The organism is Pseudomonas sp. B21128 (genome assembly GCF_044218865.1).
GTDB classification, from domain to species: Bacteria; Pseudomonadota; Gammaproteobacteria; order Pseudomonadales; family Pseudomonadaceae; genus Aquipseudomonas; species Aquipseudomonas iridis.
Genome location: NZ_CP162590.1, coordinates 5,971,197 through 5,989,407 on the forward strand (window position 1 = coordinate 5,971,197; position 18,211 = coordinate 5,989,407).

Below are 18,211 nucleotides of genomic sequence, written 5' to 3' on the forward strand. Positions count from 1 at the left end.
ACCTCAGCGACACACGCTCCAGCGTCCGACATCGACATGAAAGTGATTGCGATGGGCGGCGTTGTAATCAGGACTCAACACCACACTGAACGCCTCACAGGCGCCGTCGCGCACCTGACGCAGAAACTGTGCGTCCTGATTTTGCCTAGGCCAGTCTTTGAGCACGCTGACGGTCCGGCCATCGGCCAGCCGAAAACCGGCGATATCCAGCGCATCGGCACTGGCATGGCGGCTGAGTGTGCCGCTCTCGCGGTTATAGATATTGCGGCAGGCAAAGCTACCGAGGTGATCGAGACGGGCGACGTTCTGGCCGTAAATGGCCTGTGCAGCGGGTTGCAGCGAGTGCCGTTCGAACATCGCGTACGCGACTGCCAGCGGACAACTGGCGAGAAAGCTGCTGCTCAGCGCCACCTCGCCGCCCTGCACGCGCAAAGCGCCGATCAGCGGGCACTTGGCACCGGGGCTGTCGGACTGCGGCGTGACGCGCAGTGCAGAACTGCGCAGCGCTTGGGCGCAAAGTTCGGGATCACCGCGCAAGCGCATCAGTTTGTAGCCGGTCAGCCAGTTAGGTGGGGCTTTCACGTCCAGCGGCGCCCACGGATTAAATTGCGCCGGCACCTCTAGCCAACCACGCCAGGCACTGATCGCAGCGCCGCCGATGCTCAGCAGAATAAACAGCGCAATCCAGCGTCCCATGCTCAGCCTTTGAAAAACTGATTGGCTTTGGCGTACGGCATCGACTGCGAAGTGAAGCCGAAGGTGCCGGACTGCTGGATCTCTTCAGCCGCGCGGAAGAATTCACCGAACGCCGCCAGTGCGAGTGCCGAACCGGTACTGATCCGACGCACGCCCATTTCTTCGAGTTGCTGCACAGTGAGTTTCAAGCCGCCGGACATCAATACGTTGACCGGTTTCGGTGCCACCGCGCGCACCACGGCAATCACTTCTTCGGCGGTGCGCAAACCCGGCGCATACAGCACGTCGGCGCCGGCCTCGGCAAAGGCCTGCAAGCGGCGGATAGTGTCATTGATGTCGGGATTGCCATGCAGATAGTTTTCCGCCCGCGCTGTCAGGAGAAAGGGAAACGGCAGCGTGCGCACAGCGGCGACAGCGGCTTCGATGCGCGCCACAGCGTGTTCGAAGCAATAGATCGGCGCGTCTGCGCGGCCCGTCGCATCCTCGATCGAACCGCCAACCGCGCCCGCCTCTGCTGCACGCAACACGCTCTTCGCGCACTCGACCGGGTCGTCAGCAAAACCGTTTTCCAGATCCACCGCCACCGGCAGATCAGTCGATGCGACTATCGCCCGGACGTTGGCCAAGGTGTCATCCAGGCTCAAGGCACCATCGGCTTTGCCCTGGGAAAACGCATAACCTGCGCTGGTGGTCGCCAATGCCTGATACCCCAGGCTTGCAAGCATTTTCGCCGAGCCGGCATCCCACGGATTGGGAATGACGAAAATCCCCGGACGCTCATGCAGGGCTTTGAAGGCTTGGGCTTTACGGGCTTGTTCGGTAAGGGCTTGCACGTCCATCGACTGGCTCCTGGGCAGGAAAACGAATCTGCCTCAGAGCAGGCCAAGTTGCTCCGCGGCGGGCTCTCTGTATAGCTCAGGCAGAGATGGCAGGCCAGGCAAACGTTGCATCAGTTGTAAGTGAAAACGTTGCGCGAGCTTTGCCGCCAACAGGTTGTCGGCGGTGTGCAGGAAGATGTACGGCGTGCGGCCCTCTTCAATCCACTCGGCAATTTTCGCCACCCACGGCACAAGAAACGGATCGTTGGCTTCCAGTTCCGGATGGCCGATGAAGCGCACTTGCGGGAACTGCGTGAACGCCGCCGGACGCGTCGGTACTCGTGGCTTTTTCGATTGTGCGTGAATCACCGAAGAGTCGGTCGACAGGCAACTGAACAGCGCACGCGGATCGAGGCAGATACGCTCCACGCCCCGATCAAGCAGCAGACGATTGAGCAGTCGCTCACTCTCGCCCTTGGCGAAGAACTGCTCGTGGCGCACTTCCACCGCCAGCGGGCAATCCAGCGCATCGATGAATGCCGCCAGTTCCGGCAGCCGATGCGGTGCGAAGCTTTTCGACAGTTGCAGCCACAGCGGCGATACACGCTCGTCGAGGGGTTTGAGTAATTGCAGGAAGGTTTCGGCGGCGGTCAGTTGCTCACGCAAATCGCCGCCGTGACTGATGTCGCCAGGAAACTTGGCAGTGAAGCGAAAATGCGCAGGCATGGTCTCGGCCCAACGCTGCACGGTGGCGGGCGAAGGGCTGGCGTAGAACGTCGTGTTGCCTTCCACCGCGTTGAACACTTGGGAATAGAGGCTGAGAAAATCGGAAGTTTTTGCATCTACCGGGTAAAGATACTCGCGCCAGGCGTTTTCACTCCAGGACGGGCAACCGAGGTAGTAAGGCAGATCCATCAGATGTACAGATCGAGGCCCAGCACGTCAGCGTCCCAATCCACAAAACCGGCGGTGCTCAGGTAGCTGGCGAGAGCCATCGCTACGCTTTTCTTCATCGTGCGGTGGTAGATCATGTCTTGCTGGCGGGCGGGCAGATTGGACAGGCGTTGCGCGGAGGCTTTGGCAGCGCGGGCGGCCAGTTGCTCCTCAGTCGGGAATTCCAGCTCGCCGTCGATATCATCAACGGATTCGTCCAGCGCCGGATTGCCTTTGCGAGGCTTGCGCTTGATGGGGTAGGACTGAGTGGAAACGCCGTCTATACGCATAAAGTCATGCTCGGTATCAATGATGGCAATTTAGCGGCACTTGACCGACTTAGCAAACTGCCGAGTGATAACTAGAACACATAAAGCGCAAAAGGTTTAAAACGCGGGATCAGAAACTGACGATTGGCGTCTGGAAGAGCAAAGATCGCAGCCTTCGGCAGCGCCTACAATTGGCATCGATCCCTGTAGGCGCTGCCGAGGGCTGCGATCTTTTAAAGGCTTAACGGGCTTTAGGGGTGGCCACTTTGTCGCGCAGGTAAACCGGTTGTGCATCATCCGCCGGGATCGCCTCACCACGTTCCCATGCAAATCGCGCCAGCGTCAGCAGGTCTTCAGCGTGAGGCAGCATGCCGGCATCGGAGCCGGTCGGATTGGCCGCGATGCGCTCGGCGTAACTCCAACCGGTGCCCGCACCGAACCAGTCGCCGCTGGCATCGTCCGGCAGTGCCGCGACTTCCGGCGGCAATACCGCTTCAGCTCCGACCAGACGCATTTCCCCCGCCGTTTCGCGGTAGCAGCCCCAATACACTTCATCCATCCGCGCATCGATGGCCGCGGCCACCTGGCTCACGCCATGCTCACGAAATGCGCGCTGCGCCAGCACGGCAAGGTTGGACACCGGCAACACCGGTCGGTCCAGCGCAAACGCCAGCCCCTGCACCACGCCAATGGCGATGCGCACCCCCGTAAACGCACCCGGGCCGCGGCCAAAAGCTATTGCGTCAACCGCTTGCAACGTGGTGCCGGCGTCGGCCAGTAGTTGCTGGATCATCGGCAGCAGCTTCTGCGCGTGCAGGCGCGGGATCACCTCGTAATGGCTCGTGACCTTGCCGTCATGCAGCAAGGCAACGGAGCAAGCTTCAGTCGCGGTGTCCAGGGCCAGCAAGGTGCTCATCGATGTTTCCAAAACAGGTGGGGAAAAAAGTGCGTCAGTATAAACAACTACGGCCCGCAAGCGGGCCGTGGATGATGCCGCCACTCAGGCTTTTCAGCTCAGCGCTTCAAGCACCTTGGCGGTGATGGCTTCAACCGAACCAACGCCCGGGATGTGGCTGTACTTTGGCTTGCCGTTGGCAGCGGACAGCTTCTGGTAGAAGTCCACCAGTGGCTTGGTCTGCGAATGGTAGACCGACAGGCGATGACGCACGGTTTCTTCAGTGTCGTCCTTGCGCTGTACCAGTTCGTCACCGGTGATGTCGTCTTTGCCGGCAATTTTCGGCGGGTTGTAGACGATGTGGTAAACGCGGCCGCTGGCCTCGTGAACACGGCGACCGGCGATGCGTTGAACGATCTCTTCGTCTTCAACGGCGATTTCAACCACGGCGTCCAGCTCGACACCGGCAGTCACCAGTGCTTCAGCCTGCGGAATGGTGCGCGGGAAGCCGTCGAACAGGAAGCCGTTGGTGCAATCAGGTTGAGCGATGCGGTCTTGAACCAGTGCGATGATCAGGTCATCCGACACCAGGCCGCCGGCATCCATGATGCTCTTGGCTTGAACGCCCAGCGGAGTACCGGCCTTGACCGCTGCACGCAGCATGTCGCCAGTGGAAATTTGTGGAATGCCGAATTTCTCGGTGATGAACTTAGCCTGAGTACCTTTACCGGCCCCGGGAGCTCCCAGCAGAATGACGCGCATTAGATGTGCTCCTCAATTTTTTTATAAAAAGCTTTTACAAAACAAAGGCCTCGCCTCTTGGGACGAATCCTGAAAAATACGGGTCGTGGCCGCACAAACGGCCAAAGGCTGATCAAGATACACAGCAGGCTGCGCCCACACAAGACGCCAAAAGTCGGAGAAACCGACGCCCGCCGCGACTTCGGGACGCGGTGACCCAAGTCGCAACCCCATCATTAACTGTCGCTTGGCGAAACATTTCCTGAAAATATTCAGCAGCACCCGACGCATGCACCGGGTGCCCTGCCCCGCCGGAAAAACCTTAGCCGGTATTACGCAAACCGGCGGCAATCCCCGCCACAGACACCAGCAGCGCCTGCTCCACAGGGCTGCCTTGCTCGACATTCTGTCGTCGGGAACGGGCGAGCAACTCGGCCTGCAATAGATGAAGCGGGTCGAGGTAGGTGTTGCGCAGGCGGATGAATTCCAGGGTGTCCGGGCTGTGTGCCAACAGCTGCGACTGCCCAGTCAGCCCAAGCACGACTGCGCATGCCTGCGACAATAGGTCGCGTAACTGCGCGCCCAACGGCAGCAAGTCCGGCTCGACCAGACGCTGGTCGTAGGACAGCGCAATATCGGCGTCAGCCTTGGCCAGAACCATTTCCAGCATGTCGATGCGCGTGCGGAAGAACGGCCACTGTTCGCGCATCTGCCCGAGCAATTCGCCTTCGCCGCGCTCCAGCGCCTTGCTCAGCGCCGATTCCCAGCCGAGCCAGGCTGGCAGCATCAGCCGTGTTTGCGTCCAGCCGAAGATCCACGGGATCGCCCGCAAACTCTCGATCCCACCCGCGCGGCGCTTGGCCGGACGACTGCCCAATGGCAAGCGCCCCAGTTCCTGCTCCGGAGTGGACTGGCGGAAATACTCGACGAATTGCGGATTTTCCCGCACGACCTGGCGATAGGCGCTGACACCATCAGCGGCCAATTCGTCCATCAAGTGGCGCCATTCCGGTGTTGGCGGCGGCGGTGGCAACAGCGTCGCTTCGAGCACCGCCGCCAGGTACAGATTGAGGTTTTGCTCGGCGATGTCCGGCAGGCCGAATTTGAAACGAATCATTTCTCCCTGCTCGGTGGTGCGGAACCGCCCCGCTACCGATCCCGGCGGCTGCGACAGAATCGCCGCGTGTGCCGGACCACCGCCACGGCCGACAGTGCCGCCACGACCATGAAACAACAGCAGTTCGACTTGCTGCTCGCGGCAGATCTCCACCAGCCGCTCCTGCGCGCGGTATTGCGCCCACGCCGCTGCGGTGGTGCCCGCATCCTTGGCGGAATCGGAGTAACCGATCATCACTTCCTGCGGACCTTGCAACCGTGCGCGGTAACCCGGCAGCAGCAACAGACGCTCCATCACCGGGCCGGCGTTGTCGAGGTCGGCGAGGGTTTCAAACAACGGCACCACACGCATCGGCCGCAGTACGCCGGATTCTTTCAGCAGCAACTGCACCGCAAGTACGTCGGAGGCAGCGCCCGCCATCGAGATCACGTAGGAGCCCAGCGAAGCGCCGGGCGCGGCGGCGATTTCCTTGCAGGTGTTGAGCACTTCGGCGGTGTCGGCGGACGGTTTGAAATGCGCTGGCAGCAACGGTCGGCGATTGCTCAGTTCGTGGGTCAAAAAGGTAATGCGGTGTTCTTCATCCCAATCCTCGTAGCGACCAAGGCCCAGGTAATCGGTGATTTCTGTCATTGCCGAACTGTGCCGTGTCGAGTCCTGACGCACGTCGAGGCGCACCAGGAACAAGCCGAACGTCACCGCCCGGCGCAGACAATCAAGCAATGGGCCGTCGGCGATCACGCCCATGCCGCATTCGTGCAACGAGTTGAAACACAGCTCCAGCGGACCAAGCAGATCACGATTGTTTTGCAGCACATCCGCTGGCGCCGGCGTCGGCGCGGTCAGCGCTGCATGCGCCCAGTTGCGCGTTGAGCGCAGGCGTTCGCGCAATTGCTTGAGTACCGCCCGATACGGTTCGGCGCTGTCACCCGCCTGGGCCTTGAGTGCGTCGCTGGCCTGCTGCATCGATAACTCGGCAGCCAGATGATCGATATCGCGCAAGTACAAGTCAGCGGCCATCCAGCGCGCCAGCAGCAACACTTCCCGGGTCACCGCAGCGGTGACATTCGGGTTGCCGTCACGGTCGCCGCCCATCCACGAGGCAAAGCGAATCGGCGCAGCCTCCAGCGGCAAACGCAGGCCTGTCGCGGCATGCAGTGCCTGATCGGCCTTGCGCATATGGTTGGGAATCGCCTGCCACAGCGAGTGTTCGATGACTGCGAACCCCCACTTGGCTTCGTCCACCGGCGTCGGGCGGGTGCGGCGGATTTCTTCGGTGTGCCAGGCTTCGGCGATCAGCCGTTGCAGGGTGTTGTGAATCTGCTCGCGTTCAGCACTGGTCAGGTCGCGATGATCCTGTGCGGCGAGTTGCGCGGCGATGGCGTCGTACTTCTGGATCAGCGTGCGGCGCGCCACTTCGGTCGGGTGGGCGGTCAGCACCAGTTCGATTTCCAGTCGCCCAAGTTGTCGGGCGAGGGATTCGGCGCTGTGGCCTTCGTTGCGCAAACGCGCGAGCAACTGCGGCAAGACACGGGATTCGAATGGCGCGGGCTGCGACTCTTCGCGACGATGGATCAACTGATACTGCTCGGCGATGTTTGCCAGATTGAGAAACTGGTTGAACGCCCGCGCCACCGGGAGCAATTCGTCTTCGCTCAATTGATTGAGGCTGGCGCTCAGTTCTGCATCCATCGAGCCGCGGCGGTCGGCCTTGGCGCCCTTGCGAATCTGCTCGATCTTGTCGAGAAATTCCTCGCCGTACTGGTCTCGAATGGTATTGCCCAACAGCTCTCCGAGCAGGTGAACATCCTCGCGCAAGCGTGCATCAATATCGGTCATCAGCAGTTCTCCAGCGGTAATCCGGGCGGCCTAGAAACGAGTGCATGACGCAGAGAGTGCCGCTCTACGGCGCTTCTTACAAGCAGGCGACGAAGGGACTTTAAACCTTGTGGCCGAAAGCTAGTCTCAACAGTAAGCCGCATAAAGGCTTGCCGCCGGCCCCGCCGGACACTCACCCAAGCCTGCTACAGCAGGTGCGACATGAGGTCATCATGAAAATCCGTGAACTCGCCCAGCATTGGGAAGAAAACGCCAAGGGTCGCCTGACCGACACTGGCTACACGATTCATCTGGACGTCGAGGCCGCTGCGCGTCTGGCAGCGATTGCCGAGATGTACCCCAAACGCCACCCCGAAGAACTGCTCGGCGAACTGATCGGCGCCGCCCTTGAAGAGTTCGAAGCGAGCCTGCCGTATGTGAAAGGCTCAACGGTGGTGGCCACGGATGAGGAAGGTGATCCGCTGTATGAAGACGTCGGACCAACGCCTCGTTTTCTGACGCTGTCGCGACGATATCTGCAGGATTTGTCGTCTGCTGAAAACAAGCAAAAACACTGACGGAACAACACAAAACCTGTGGGAGTTGGCTTGCCAGCGAGGGCGTAGGTTCAGTCCCGGACATACTGGATCTGATGACCTCATCGCTGGCCCCTACCTCCCACAGGGAATGTGCTTGTCCTTCAATGCTGTGTCGCATTTCGCTCATTTCTCAAACCGCGCGTACCACTCCCCCCCGCCAAAGTTCCCGTCCTGAAGGCTTGTCCCTGCGGTCAATAATTATTTAGGCGATAGGCCATCTTTTCTGAACTTTTGAAAACTGCCGCCGGTCGGACCCTGTAACCACGCCTGGAACGAGCGTTTCAAAAACGCGCTGTTACAAGACGCTTAAGGCTCCTCGACCAGGATGGATTCAGATGTATTCAGGAGATGCCTAATGGAGTTGAAGACCATGAAAAACCAAACCTCGTTTACCCACCTGCGCGGTCTGAAACTGGCCGCCCTGGCAATCGGCACCAGCTTCGTACTGGCCGGTTGCGCCGGTAATCCACCGACCGAGCAGTACGCTGTGACCCAATCCGCGGTCAACAGCGCCGTCAGCGCCGGTGGTACCGAGTTCGCTGCCGTTGAAATGAAGCAGGCGCAGGACAAACTCAAGCAAGCCGAAATCGCCATGCATGACAAGAAGTACGAAGAAGCTCGCACGCTGTCCGAGCAAGCCGAGTGGGATGCTCGCGTAGCAGAACGCAAAGCTCAGGCGGCCAAGGCTGAACTGGCTGTGAAGGATTCCCAGAAAGGTGTTCAGGAACTGCGTCAGGAAAGTCAGCGCACCGTGAAGTAAGCGCGCATCCCGACCGCAAAGCTGAAACTCTTACCGATAGAAAGGACGACAAATTATGCGTAAGCAACTGATGATTCCCGCTCTTCTGGCCGCAAGCGTTGCCTTGGCTGCCTGCTCCACCCCGCCTAATCCGAACCTGGAAAACGCACGCACCAACTACGCCGGTCTGCAAGCCAACCCGCAGGCGAGCAAAGTGGCGGCGCTGGAAACCAAAGACGCCAGTGAATACCTGGACAAGGCCGACAAGGCCTACCTGGACAAGCAAGACGCTGCCAAGGTCGATCAACTGGCTTACCTGACCAACCAGCGCGTGGAAGTGGCCAAGCAGACCATCGCCCTGCGTACCGCTGAAAACAATCTGAAGAACGCCGCTGCCCAACGTGCTCAGGCGCGTCTGGATGCTCGCGATCAACAGATCAAACAGCTGCAGGACAGCCTCAACGCCAAGCAGACCGATCGCGGTACGCTGGTCACTTTCGGTGATGTGCTGTTCGCCACCAACAAGGCTGACCTGAAATCCAGCGGTCTGGTGAACATCAATAAACTGGCCCAGTTCCTTCAGGAAAACCCGGATCGCAAAGTGATCGTCGAGGGTTACACCGACAGCACCGGTACCGCCAGCTATAACCAGACTCTGTCCGAGCGTCGCGCCAACTCCGTGCGCACTGCACTGGTGAAAATGGGCGTTGATCCAGCGCGCATCGTCGCTCAGGGTTACGGCAAGGAATATCCGGTTGCCGAGAACGGCAGTGTTTCCGGCCGTGCGATGAACCGTCGCGTGGAAGTGACCATTTCCAACGACAACCAGCCAGTGATGCCACGTTCGGCTGTCAGCTCGAACTAAGCTTCACGCTGTAACGCAAAAGCCCCGCCTGAGCGATCAGGCGGGGCTTTTGCTTGTGCGCCCAGTACGACCGCTCGTCTGGACCTGTCAGATATGACAGTAGGCGGTTTGAAACGAATCAGATACTAGTAAGGCTACACCCGGCTCATGGGTATCAAGGGACATAACCATGCAAGTGCGCGTAGCTCTTTCATCGCTGATGGCGGCGATAGCCTTATCAGGTTGCACTCAGTTAAATGAATCGCCTTCTGATCCCAGGCCGGCAAGCAGTTTTGAATATGACGACAGGGACGCCATACCTAATGACATTCCCTTGCCAACGCCGGGCGTTAATCAACGCCCCATAGTAGGTAATAAAAAAATGCTGGTGACCGTCGTCCACTGGCAGGATGGTGACGGAGTAAGAAAAGATCTGAATGAAAAATTCACGCTATCCAACGATCCTGACTCGCTGCGTTCTTACCTCTACGCAGCTTCAGGGGGCAAGCTGGACCTTAGCGGCCAAGTAGTGGAGTTCACATCAGGCCGCCGTCCCGAGCTCTGTAAGAGGGGTTCCCCCTTGCCTTTGAGTCTGGCCCACTCCGAGGCAGTTAAAGCGGCATCCGCATTGGGAATAGATCGGAACAATTTCGACTATTTCATAAACATTATTGATTGCGGAGGAAGCGCGTCTGCCTGGGTACCCGGAAATACTATGGGGGTGTACGGCCAGGCAGGCGGCCCCCATGTATTCAAACATGAATTCGGGCACAACCTCGGATATCAGCATGGTTCCACATACAAGCGATGCATGAAAAACGGTGATGCCGTGCTCGCGCCAACAGGATGTCAGACCATCCTATATGGTGACCTGGGCGATTCGGTCTCGGGCGGGGGAACACTTTATCCTGCGAATAATCGCTGGTACTCGGGCTGGCTGGATGACTCGCAAGCTGCCGTTGTCAACCGTACCGGGCATTATCGTCTGGGCGTGCTTGGCGCAGAGGGGCCGCAACTCTATTTGATCAATCGTAACGGCCTGCAGCCCGCTCAACTTGCTCTGGAATATCGTAAGCCGACCCGGTTCGATAACTTCCCACCCGGTGATAATAAAGTGAATGGGGTCTGGGTAAGGTACACAACGATGACAGGCTCACTCGTGAATACCCAACTCGACGGCACTCCGGAGACGGCGACGACAGCAGATCCGTCTTTACTACCCGGGAAGATGTTGAGGGATGAACCCGCCGGAATTTCCATCGAGGTATGCAGTGCCAACTTGGATGGAGCCACCGTTGCGATTGGGGTAAATCGAGAGGCTGGGAGTTGCGCGTGGCCAGCGTTAGCTGCCCCCGTTATTACTTCACCTGCGCAGGGAGCGCCAGCCATTCAAAATCCTGCCGTAGTTTCTGGTACTGCCAGACCCGGGGCCAGGATCGGAGGGGCGTACAGGGCATTGGGAGGCTCGTATGTGAGGAACTTCTCCGTTGGCGCCGACGCTAAAGGTCACTGGAGCACGACCTTGGAAAATCTCGAGGCTGGCAGCCACGTAGTATGGGTAAGCCAACAGATGGGCATCAGCGGGTCCCCCATTAGCGATCGCAGCTTCGTGATTTCGCCCTGAAACATCGGCTACTCCCCGATTTCACACATGAAAAAGGGGAGTACAACTCACCGCTTCGCTTACGGTTGCAGCTTCTGCGGAGTTTCTTCGCCCATGCAGCGCACGGCTCTCTTCTTGCTGTTGATCAACACGCCGCTCAGCCCTTTCTGTTCAGTATCGAACATTACCAACACACCATCGATGCACTGGGCCACCTGCGCCGCCGGCTCCAGCGATACTTTGTAGTCTTCGCCCGGCACGGTCTTGAGCATGGTGAAGTCGCTGAGCAACAAGGCATCTTCAGGCTTGGCGAAGTGCAGGTAGCCGTAGTACCACAGGGCGCCCACGGTGCCGAGGATGCTGCAGATACCCGTGATGATCAGCGGGATGGCGTTACGTTCTTCACTCATTGCGGACTCTCATCTTCAGAATTCGGGGGTTGCGGGTAATTGGGGATTTCGCCGAGACGGCGCAGTCCGTTGAAGTGCTCGGGATCGTCGAGATAGCGCAGCATCACCTGACGCCAGACCGGGTCGCCGAAGGTCTGTACATGACCGCCGCGCGTCAACTGCAACACGCGCGGAGGCGGCGCAGCTTGATACAGACGGATGCCATTGGATAGCGGCACCAGCGGATCATCAATGCTATGGAAGATCAGTTTCGGCACGCCGTTGAGTTGCGGCATGGAATTGATCGCACTGTCACCGTCCGGCACCAGCCACGACAGCGGCACCTGAAACGGCCAGGTCAGCCACGAAGTGCTGAGGGCATATTGGCCAACGCTGCGATAACTGGCGGGCACACCGTCGAGTACCAGAGCCTTGAGTTGCTTCTGCCGCTCGGGATGCTGTACCAGCCAATGCACGGCCATCGAGCCGCCGAGGCTCTGGCCGAGGAGAATCAGCGGCTTGCCTTTGATTTCGGGGGCCTTGTCCAGCCAGGCGAAGGCGGCGTCGATGTCCTGATAAATCGCTGGCAGGCTCGGTTCACCCTCGGACAAGCCATAGCCGCGATAGTCCACCAGCAACACTTGATAGCCATTTTTCGGCAACCACCAGCTCCCGCCCAAATGCATCGGCAGATTCCCACCGTTGCCATGCAGATGCAGAACGGTACCTTTGACCTCGACACCCGGTTTGGCCGGCAGCCACCACGCGTTCAACTTGAGGCCGTCGGCGGTGGTCAGGGTGACGGTGCGGTATTCGAGCCTGGCTTTTTCCGGGGTGAAGATTTGGCCCGGCTCGGGGTAGAACAACAGTGAACTGCAACCACCAAGGGTCAGGAGCAGGCAGAAGATGCCGAGGATTCTCATCCGGTGAAACCTCGCGAATATTCGGGTTGGAACACAATCATTGTGGCAATCCTGAACCCTGTGGGAGCTGGCTTGCCAGCGATTGCATTCTAACAGTCAATATTGAGTTGGCTGACCCGCCGCCATCGCTGGCAAGCCAGCTCCCACAGGGGGTTGTGTAGGTTTAGAGGATGTTGGAATAGTCCGCCTCGATCCGGTCCAGACTCAAATGGTTGAGGAAGTTGGAGAAGCACATCCACGCCGACAACGCATTCAAATCACGGAACTGGTCCGGCAGATATTTCGGCGCCACCACCAGCCCCTCATCCACCAATTGGCGCAAGGTGCGCATGTCTTCCAGGGTGGTCTTGCCGCAGAACAACAGCGGAATCTGCTCAAGCTTGCCCTTGCGCACGGCCAACTGAATGTAGTTGTAAACCATGATAAAGCCCTTGAGGTAGGACAAGTCTTTGGTGAATGGCAGACCCGTCGGCGTCGAGCCACGGAAAACCCGACTGGCGTTGCCATAGCTTTCCGCCATTTCAAAGCCCTGCTCGCGGAAGAACTCGAAGATCTGCAAGAAGTCCGCACCCTCCTCGACCATGTGAATGGCGCGAGTACGGTTGGTCAGTTTGCGCAGACGGCTCGGGTAGGAGGCGAAGGTGATGATTTCCATCAGGATCGCCAGGCCTTCCTGAGTCACCGTTGACGACGGCGGGCCCTTGGAGAGAAAGGTGCAGATCGGCTGGTTCAAACCATTGAGCGTCGTGCCGACGTGCACCAGCCCCTCGTGAACTTCCAGTGCACGCACGTCGCGATCGTTGAACATCGCGTCGGTGCGGATCTTGATGTAGTCGGCGCCCGCCGCCGCGTCGGCCACGATGCCGTCGGATTCGAACACGCGAATGGTTTCCTCGGCCTCGCCGAACACTTTGTTCAGGCGGGTTTGCAGCAGGTGCACGGCGTCCTTGGCGGTGAGGGTTTTCGGCTCGTCCTTCAGGTCGCCACGGCCGTCGATGTTGTTCAGATAGTCAGACATCATCAGGCCGAGGTCGGCCAAGGTCGGGTCACCGGCGTGGAATGCGTCGGACGCAGCACCGTACAACTCTTGGGAGATCAGACCGAAATCTTCGGTGCCGCGCGCTTCGAGCATACGCACCACCATGCGGTATTCCTTGCACATGCGCCGCATGATCTGCCCGACCGGGTTGAACTGGCCGAGCTGGCGAGTGATGTCGCGCTCAATGTTCTGGAATTCCAGTTTGACCTTGCTCGAATCGAACGCCAGCGGCCGGTTCAGGTAGTAGTCGCGATCCACCGCCGGCATTTCCTTGCCCTTGGCCTTGAGAAAGCCCTTGCGGATGCTTTCGTCCCACTTGACCGCATCAAGAACACGGATCGGCGTCTGCGCCAGCACAATGCGATCGGACAATATGCGTATCGACTGCTGGTAATCGTCCACCCGAAACTCCTGTAAAAAACGTGACGTACTGAATTATTTGCCGCCGGCCCGACGCTGATAGCGCGCCGCTTCGACAAAGACATCGGAATTGGCCGGATCGTCGAGGTAAGCGAAGACTTTGTCGAGGTTGCTGTCGACCAGCACGCCATCACCGTCGTCGGTCTGGAAGGCCTGACCGTCGAGGGCTTGGTGTTGGATTGCCTGATTGATCTGCTCGAGATCGAGGTTGTACACCACCAGTTCCTGTTTGTCGGTAAGTTCAAAACCGGCGATGGTGTAGTGGCCGCCGAACTGCGCCGGCACTTTCGCCGACAGGTACCAGCGATTGCCACGGTGCGAGACGGTGAACGGATAGGCTTCGCGCTCGCGGGGCTTGGCTTTGAAATAGGTGACGGCCTGATAGCGGTCATTGCCCAGACGGGTCAGCTCAAGGTTCATCGGCTCGCCCCAGGCATTGACGCTCGTCCACTTCCCCAGCAGGCCCTTGGGCGCCGGATCACGGGTGGACAGCGGCGACTTGAACGTCACCAGACAGCCACTGAGCAGCAGGAACGACAAGGCGATCAGCACGCCACGCCAGGCTTTCATTCGATACTCCCTATGAACACACGGCCTTGAAGATCGCCACATTCCCCTGTGGGAGCGAGCTTGCTCGCGAACGCGGTGGACCAGGCCGCATTAATGCTGAATGTGAGTCCGTCTTCGCGAGCAAGCTCGCTCCCACAAGGAATTGCGATTGCCCTTGAGGGTCAGACCGACGCCAGCACCAAATGCATATACCGCGTCAGAATCCCCAGCATCTCTCCCTCCGCCAAAGGCTCGGCGTCGTTGAGCAGGCCCTGATATTCCATCCGTCCGATAATCGCCGTCAACACCTTGGCATCTTGCTGCGGTTCACGCGAGCCCAATACCTGAAACAACTGGCAGGTGCCCTGCAACAAAATCTGCTGATGCGAGCGCACCAGAATCGCCAGGCGCGGGTTGAGCAGCGCTTCCTGACGGAATGCCTGCTCGGCCATCAAATGCTCGCGACGGTTGACCAGTTGACGTTGCACGTAATCGGCCATCAGCCGCGCAATATCATCGGCCAGTTGCGAGCGCGACTCGGGGCTGCCGTCGCCGCTGACGACCATATCGCGCAGCAGCCCTTCATTGTTGATCCACAGCTTGGCCATGTATTCGGCACTGCGTTCAACGTATTGGGCGAAGGTATCGGTGAGCAGGTCATCGATGTCCTTGAAGTAATAAGTGGTGGCCGAGAGGGGCACCGCCGCTTCGGCAGCCACGGCACGGTGGCGTACGGCGCGCACGCCATCACGCACGACAATGCGCATTGCCGCGTCGAGAATGTCCTGACGACGCTGCTCACTGCCCTGTCGGCTGGCCTTGCGACCCTGGTACTGAACACTTTCAGCGACCGCAGTGGCGATACCCGCTGCACCTTCTTGAGCGATTGCAACCATCACGACAGGCATTCCTCTGTTATTTGAAAAGTAACCAAACGATACATTTGTACCAGACAGGCAATAAAAAGCCGCCTGTTTTAGGCGGCTTTTTAACTGAAACGTTTACGCTTGCGGTCGCATGTGCGGGAACAGGATCACATCGCGAATCGATGGCGAGTTGGTCAGCAACATCACCAGGCGATCGATGCCGATACCTTCACCGGCCGTTGGCGGCATGCCGTACTCCAGCGCGCGAACGAAGTCGGCGTCGTAGTGCATGGCTTCGTCGTCGCCGGCGTCCTTGTCGGCCACCTGCGCCATGAAGCGTTCGGCCTGGTCTTCGGCATCGTTCAACTCGGAATAGGCGTTGGCGATTTCACGGCCACCGATGAACAGTTCGAAACGGTCGGTGACGTTCGGGTTGTCGTCATTGCGACGCGCCAGCGGCGACACTTCGAACGGGTACTGAGTAATGAAGTGCGGCTGCTCCAGCTTGTGCTCGACCAGTTCTTCGAAAATCATCACTTGCAGCTTGCCCAGACCTTCGAAGCCCAGCACCTTGGCGCCGGCCTTCTTGGCGATGGCGCGAGCCTTGTCGATGTCGTTCAGATCATCGGCGGTCAGCTCAGGGTTGTACTTGAGGATCGAGTCGAACACCGACAGGCGCACGAACGGCTCGCCGAAGTGGAACACCTTGTCGCCGTAAGGCACGTCGGTGCTGCCCAGAACCAGCTGCGCCAGTTCACGGAACAACTCTTCGGTCAGGTCCATGTTGTCTTCGTAGTCGGCGTAAGCCTGGTAGAACTCCAACATGGTGAACTCAGGGTTGTGACGGGTCGAGACGCCTTCGTTACGGAAGTTGCGGTTGATCTCGAAAACCTTCTCAAAACCGCCAACCACCAGACGCTTGAGGTACAACTCAGGCGCGATACGCAGGAACATTTCCATGTCCAGCGCGTTGTGGTGGGTTTCGAACGGCTTGGCCGCAGCGCCGCCGGGAATGGTTTGCAGCATTGGCGTTTCGACTTCGAGGAAGTCGCGCTGCATCAGGAAGCTGCGGATGTGCGCAATCACTTGCGAACGTACGCGGAACGTCTGGCGCACTTCTTCATTGACGATCAGGTCAACGTAGCGCTGACGGTAGCGTTGTTCGGTGTCGGTCAGGCCGTGGTGCTTGTCCGGCAGCGGGCGCAGCGACTTGGTCAGCAGACGCACGGTGGTCATTTCAACGTACAGGTCGCCTTTGCCGGAACGGGCCAGGGTGCCTTCGGCAGCAATGATGTCGCCCATGTCCCAGGTTTTCACCGCTGCCAGGGTTTCTTCGGACAGGGTCTTGCGGTTGACGTAGACCTGAATGCGACCGGTCATGTCCTGGATCACCATGAACGAGCCACGGTTGAGCATGATGCGACCGGCAACCTTGACCGGGATTGCAGCCTCCGCCAGCTCTTCCTTGGTCTTGTCCGCGTACTGTTTCTGCAACGCATCGCAGTAGTTGTCGCGGCGGAAGTCGTTCGGGAAGGCATTGCCCTTGGCGCGCTCGGCAGCAAGCTTTTCCTTGCGCAGGGCGATCAGGGAGTTTTCTTCCTGTTGCAGGGCTTGCGGATCGAGTTGTTGGTCGCTCATGTCTTTAGATATTCCATCAGGTTCGTTGCCCCCGGGCCTTGCAGCCCGGGGATCGCCAGCAGGGCTGGCTCCTACAGGGATCGCGTTGAATCAGCCGATCCTGTATTGCGTCTTTTACAGCCCCGATTTCAGGCTGGCTTCCAGGTATTCGTCGATGTCGCCATCGAGCACCTTGTCGCAGTCGCTGCGTTCGATGTTGGTCCGCAGGTCCTTGATTCGCGACGCGTCGAGCACGTAAGAGCGAATCTGGTGACCCCAGCCGATGTCGGACTTGGTGTCTTCCAGCGCCTGGGAAGCGGCGTTGCGCTTCTGCATTTCCTGCTCGTACAACTTGGCCCGCAGCATTTTCATGGCGGTGTCCTTGTTGGCGTGCTGGGAACGCTCGTTCTGGCAGCTGACCACGGTGTTGGTCGGTACGTGAGTAATACGTACGGCCGAGTCGGTGGTGTTTACGTGCTGACCACCGGCACCCGAGGAACGATAGGTGTCGATCCGCAGGTCAGCCGGGTTGATTTCGATTTCCACTTTGTCATCGATCTCTGGCGAGACGAAAACCGCGGAGAACGAGGTGTGGCGACGGTTGCCTGAGTCGAACGGGCTCTTGCGCACCAGACGGTGCACGCCGATCTCGGTCCGCAACCAGCCAAAGGCGTATTCACCCTTGATGTGCACGGTTGCGCCCTTGATCCCGGCGACTTCACCGGCGGACAGTTCCATGATGGTCGCGTCGAAACCGCGTTTGTCAGCCCAGCGCAGGTACATGCGCAGCAGGATGTTGGCCCAGTCCTGGGCTTCGGTGCCGCCGGAACCGGCCTGGATGTCCAGGTAGGCGTTGTTCGGGTCCATCTCGTGGCTGAACATGCGGCGGAATTCGAGCTTGGCCAGGTTGGCCTCGAGACGGGCCAGTTCAGCGACGACATCGCCCACTGCGCCTTCGTCGTTTTCTTCGACAGCCATGTCGAGCAGGTCGCGGCAATCGGCCAGACCGCCGTTCAATTCGTCGAGGGTATCGACGATTTGCGCCAGCGCAGAGCGCTCGCGGCCCAGCTCCTGGGCGTATTCAGGTTTGTTCCAGACACTCGGATCTTCAAGCTCGCGATTGACTTCAGTCAGACGCTCATGCTTTTGATCGTAGTCAAAGATACCCCCGAATAGTTTCGGAGCGCTCGGACAGGTCCTTGATGGTGTTCAGGATCGGGTTGATTTCCATGGCGGGCAGCACTCGTTGGCGAACTTTTGAAAGCCGGCGAGTATAACGTAATCAGGCTGTAACGGCAGCCCGTCTGGCGGCTTCATGGGGAATGGAATGAGGTTTTCT

At 59.1% G+C, this 18,211-nt stretch carries 18 protein-coding genes; 4 read left to right on the forward strand and 14 right to left on the reverse strand.

The window, feature by feature from the left end; genetic code table 11:
• Window positions 1-3: 3 nt before the first annotated feature.
• From AB4P91_RS27045 to ppc, 7 genes are all read right to left on the reverse strand, one after another.
• Window positions 4-696, reverse strand: coding sequence for an extensin family protein (locus AB4P91_RS27045; RefSeq protein WP_395604049.1), 693 nt, complete (start codon window positions 694-696; stop codon window positions 4-6).
• A gap of 2 nt (window positions 697-698) precedes the next feature.
• Window positions 699-1,535, reverse strand: a complete 837-nt coding sequence (locus tag AB4P91_RS27050; protein WP_395604050.1) for an oxaloacetate decarboxylase — start codon at window positions 1,533-1,535, stop codon at window positions 699-701.
• Window positions 1,536-1,568: 33 nt separating this feature from the next.
• Window positions 1,569-2,429 carry a DUF72 domain-containing protein gene (locus tag AB4P91_RS27055; RefSeq protein WP_395604051.1) on the reverse strand — a complete coding sequence of 287 codons (861 nt, stop codon included), beginning with the start codon at window positions 2,427-2,429 and terminating at the stop codon, window positions 1,569-1,571.
• Window positions 2,429-2,737 carry a hypothetical protein gene (locus AB4P91_RS27060; RefSeq protein ID WP_395604052.1) on the reverse strand — a complete coding sequence of 103 codons (309 nt, stop codon included), beginning with the start codon at window positions 2,735-2,737 and terminating at the stop codon, window positions 2,429-2,431. The genes AB4P91_RS27055 and AB4P91_RS27060 overlap by 1 nt, the downstream gene beginning before the upstream one ends.
• 220 nt (window positions 2,738-2,957) lie before the next feature.
• Complete coding sequence (gene tsaB / locus AB4P91_RS27065; protein ID WP_150597608.1) at window positions 2,958-3,632, reverse strand: tRNA (adenosine(37)-N6)-threonylcarbamoyltransferase complex dimerization subunit type 1 TsaB; 675 nt, start codon at window positions 3,630-3,632, stop codon at window positions 2,958-2,960.
• A gap of 93 nt (window positions 3,633-3,725) precedes the next feature.
• Window positions 3,726-4,373, reverse strand: a complete 648-nt coding sequence (adk, locus tag AB4P91_RS27070; protein ID WP_150597607.1) for an adenylate kinase — start codon at window positions 4,371-4,373, stop codon at window positions 3,726-3,728.
• Between the two features lie 301 nt (window positions 4,374-4,674).
• On the reverse strand, window positions 4,675-7,305 hold the full coding sequence (gene ppc / locus AB4P91_RS27075) for a phosphoenolpyruvate carboxylase (RefSeq protein WP_150594553.1): 2,631 nt from the start codon (window positions 7,303-7,305) through the stop codon (window positions 4,675-4,677).
• 212 nt (window positions 7,306-7,517) lie between these two features.
• Here ppc and AB4P91_RS27080 point away from each other — a divergent pair, with 212 nt between their 5' ends.
• The 4 genes from AB4P91_RS27080 (at window position 7,518) to AB4P91_RS27095 (ending at window position 11,090) form a co-directional block, all read left to right on the forward strand.
• A complete protein-coding gene (locus AB4P91_RS27080) occupies window positions 7,518-7,862 on the forward strand; it encodes a pilin assembly protein (protein ID WP_150594554.1) in 345 nt (114 codons plus the stop codon).
• Between the two features lie 376 nt (window positions 7,863-8,238).
• Entirely contained in the window at window positions 8,239-8,643 is a 405-nt protein-coding gene (locus tag AB4P91_RS27085) for a DUF4398 domain-containing protein (RefSeq protein WP_042560872.1), read from the forward strand.
• A 55-nt stretch (window positions 8,644-8,698) separates the two neighbouring features.
• Window positions 8,699-9,487: an OmpA family protein gene (locus tag AB4P91_RS27090; protein WP_150594555.1), complete on the forward strand. Its 789-nt coding sequence runs from the start codon at window positions 8,699-8,701 to the stop codon at window positions 9,485-9,487.
• Window positions 9,488-9,656: 169 nt separating this feature from the next.
• On the forward strand, window positions 9,657-11,090 hold the full coding sequence (locus AB4P91_RS27095) for a transposase (protein WP_150689002.1): 1,434 nt from the start codon (window positions 9,657-9,659) through the stop codon (window positions 11,088-11,090).
• A gap of 59 nt (window positions 11,091-11,149) precedes the next feature.
• On the opposite strand, the gene AB4P91_RS27100 is transcribed toward AB4P91_RS27095, so the two are convergent.
• The 7 genes from AB4P91_RS27100 to prfB form a co-directional block, all read right to left on the reverse strand.
• A complete protein-coding gene (locus AB4P91_RS27100) occupies window positions 11,150-11,479 on the reverse strand; it encodes a hypothetical protein (protein ID WP_042560875.1) in 330 nt (109 codons plus the stop codon).
• Entirely contained in the window at window positions 11,476-12,381 is a 906-nt protein-coding gene (locus AB4P91_RS27105; RefSeq protein ID WP_042560876.1) for an alpha/beta hydrolase, read from the reverse strand. The genes AB4P91_RS27100 and AB4P91_RS27105 overlap by 4 nt, the downstream gene beginning before the upstream one ends.
• A 163-nt stretch (window positions 12,382-12,544) precedes the next feature.
• Entirely contained in the window at window positions 12,545-13,822 is a 1,278-nt protein-coding gene (locus tag AB4P91_RS27110; protein ID WP_150594558.1) for a flavohemoglobin expression-modulating QEGLA motif protein, read from the reverse strand.
• Between the two features lie 33 nt (window positions 13,823-13,855).
• On the reverse strand, window positions 13,856-14,410 hold the full coding sequence (locus tag AB4P91_RS27115) for a hypothetical protein (RefSeq protein ID WP_395604053.1): 555 nt from the start codon (window positions 14,408-14,410) through the stop codon (window positions 13,856-13,858).
• Between the two features lie 161 nt (window positions 14,411-14,571).
• Entirely contained in the window at window positions 14,572-15,285 is a 714-nt protein-coding gene (locus AB4P91_RS27120; protein WP_395605007.1) for a TetR/AcrR family transcriptional regulator, read from the reverse strand.
• 105 nt (window positions 15,286-15,390) lie between these two features.
• Window positions 15,391-16,893, reverse strand: coding sequence for a lysine--tRNA ligase (gene lysS, locus AB4P91_RS27125; RefSeq protein WP_047299888.1), 1,503 nt, complete (start codon window positions 16,891-16,893; stop codon window positions 15,391-15,393).
• Window positions 16,894-17,007: 114 nt separating this feature from the next.
• Window positions 17,008-18,103 (reverse strand): peptide chain release factor 2 gene (gene prfB, locus AB4P91_RS27130; protein ID WP_150594562.1). Its coding sequence is split into 2 segments (ribosomal slippage): window positions 17,008-18,030 and window positions 18,032-18,103, totalling 1,095 coding nucleotides; the frame shifts between segments, so codons are not numbered across the junction.
• Between the last annotated feature and the right edge of the window lie 108 nt (window positions 18,104-18,211).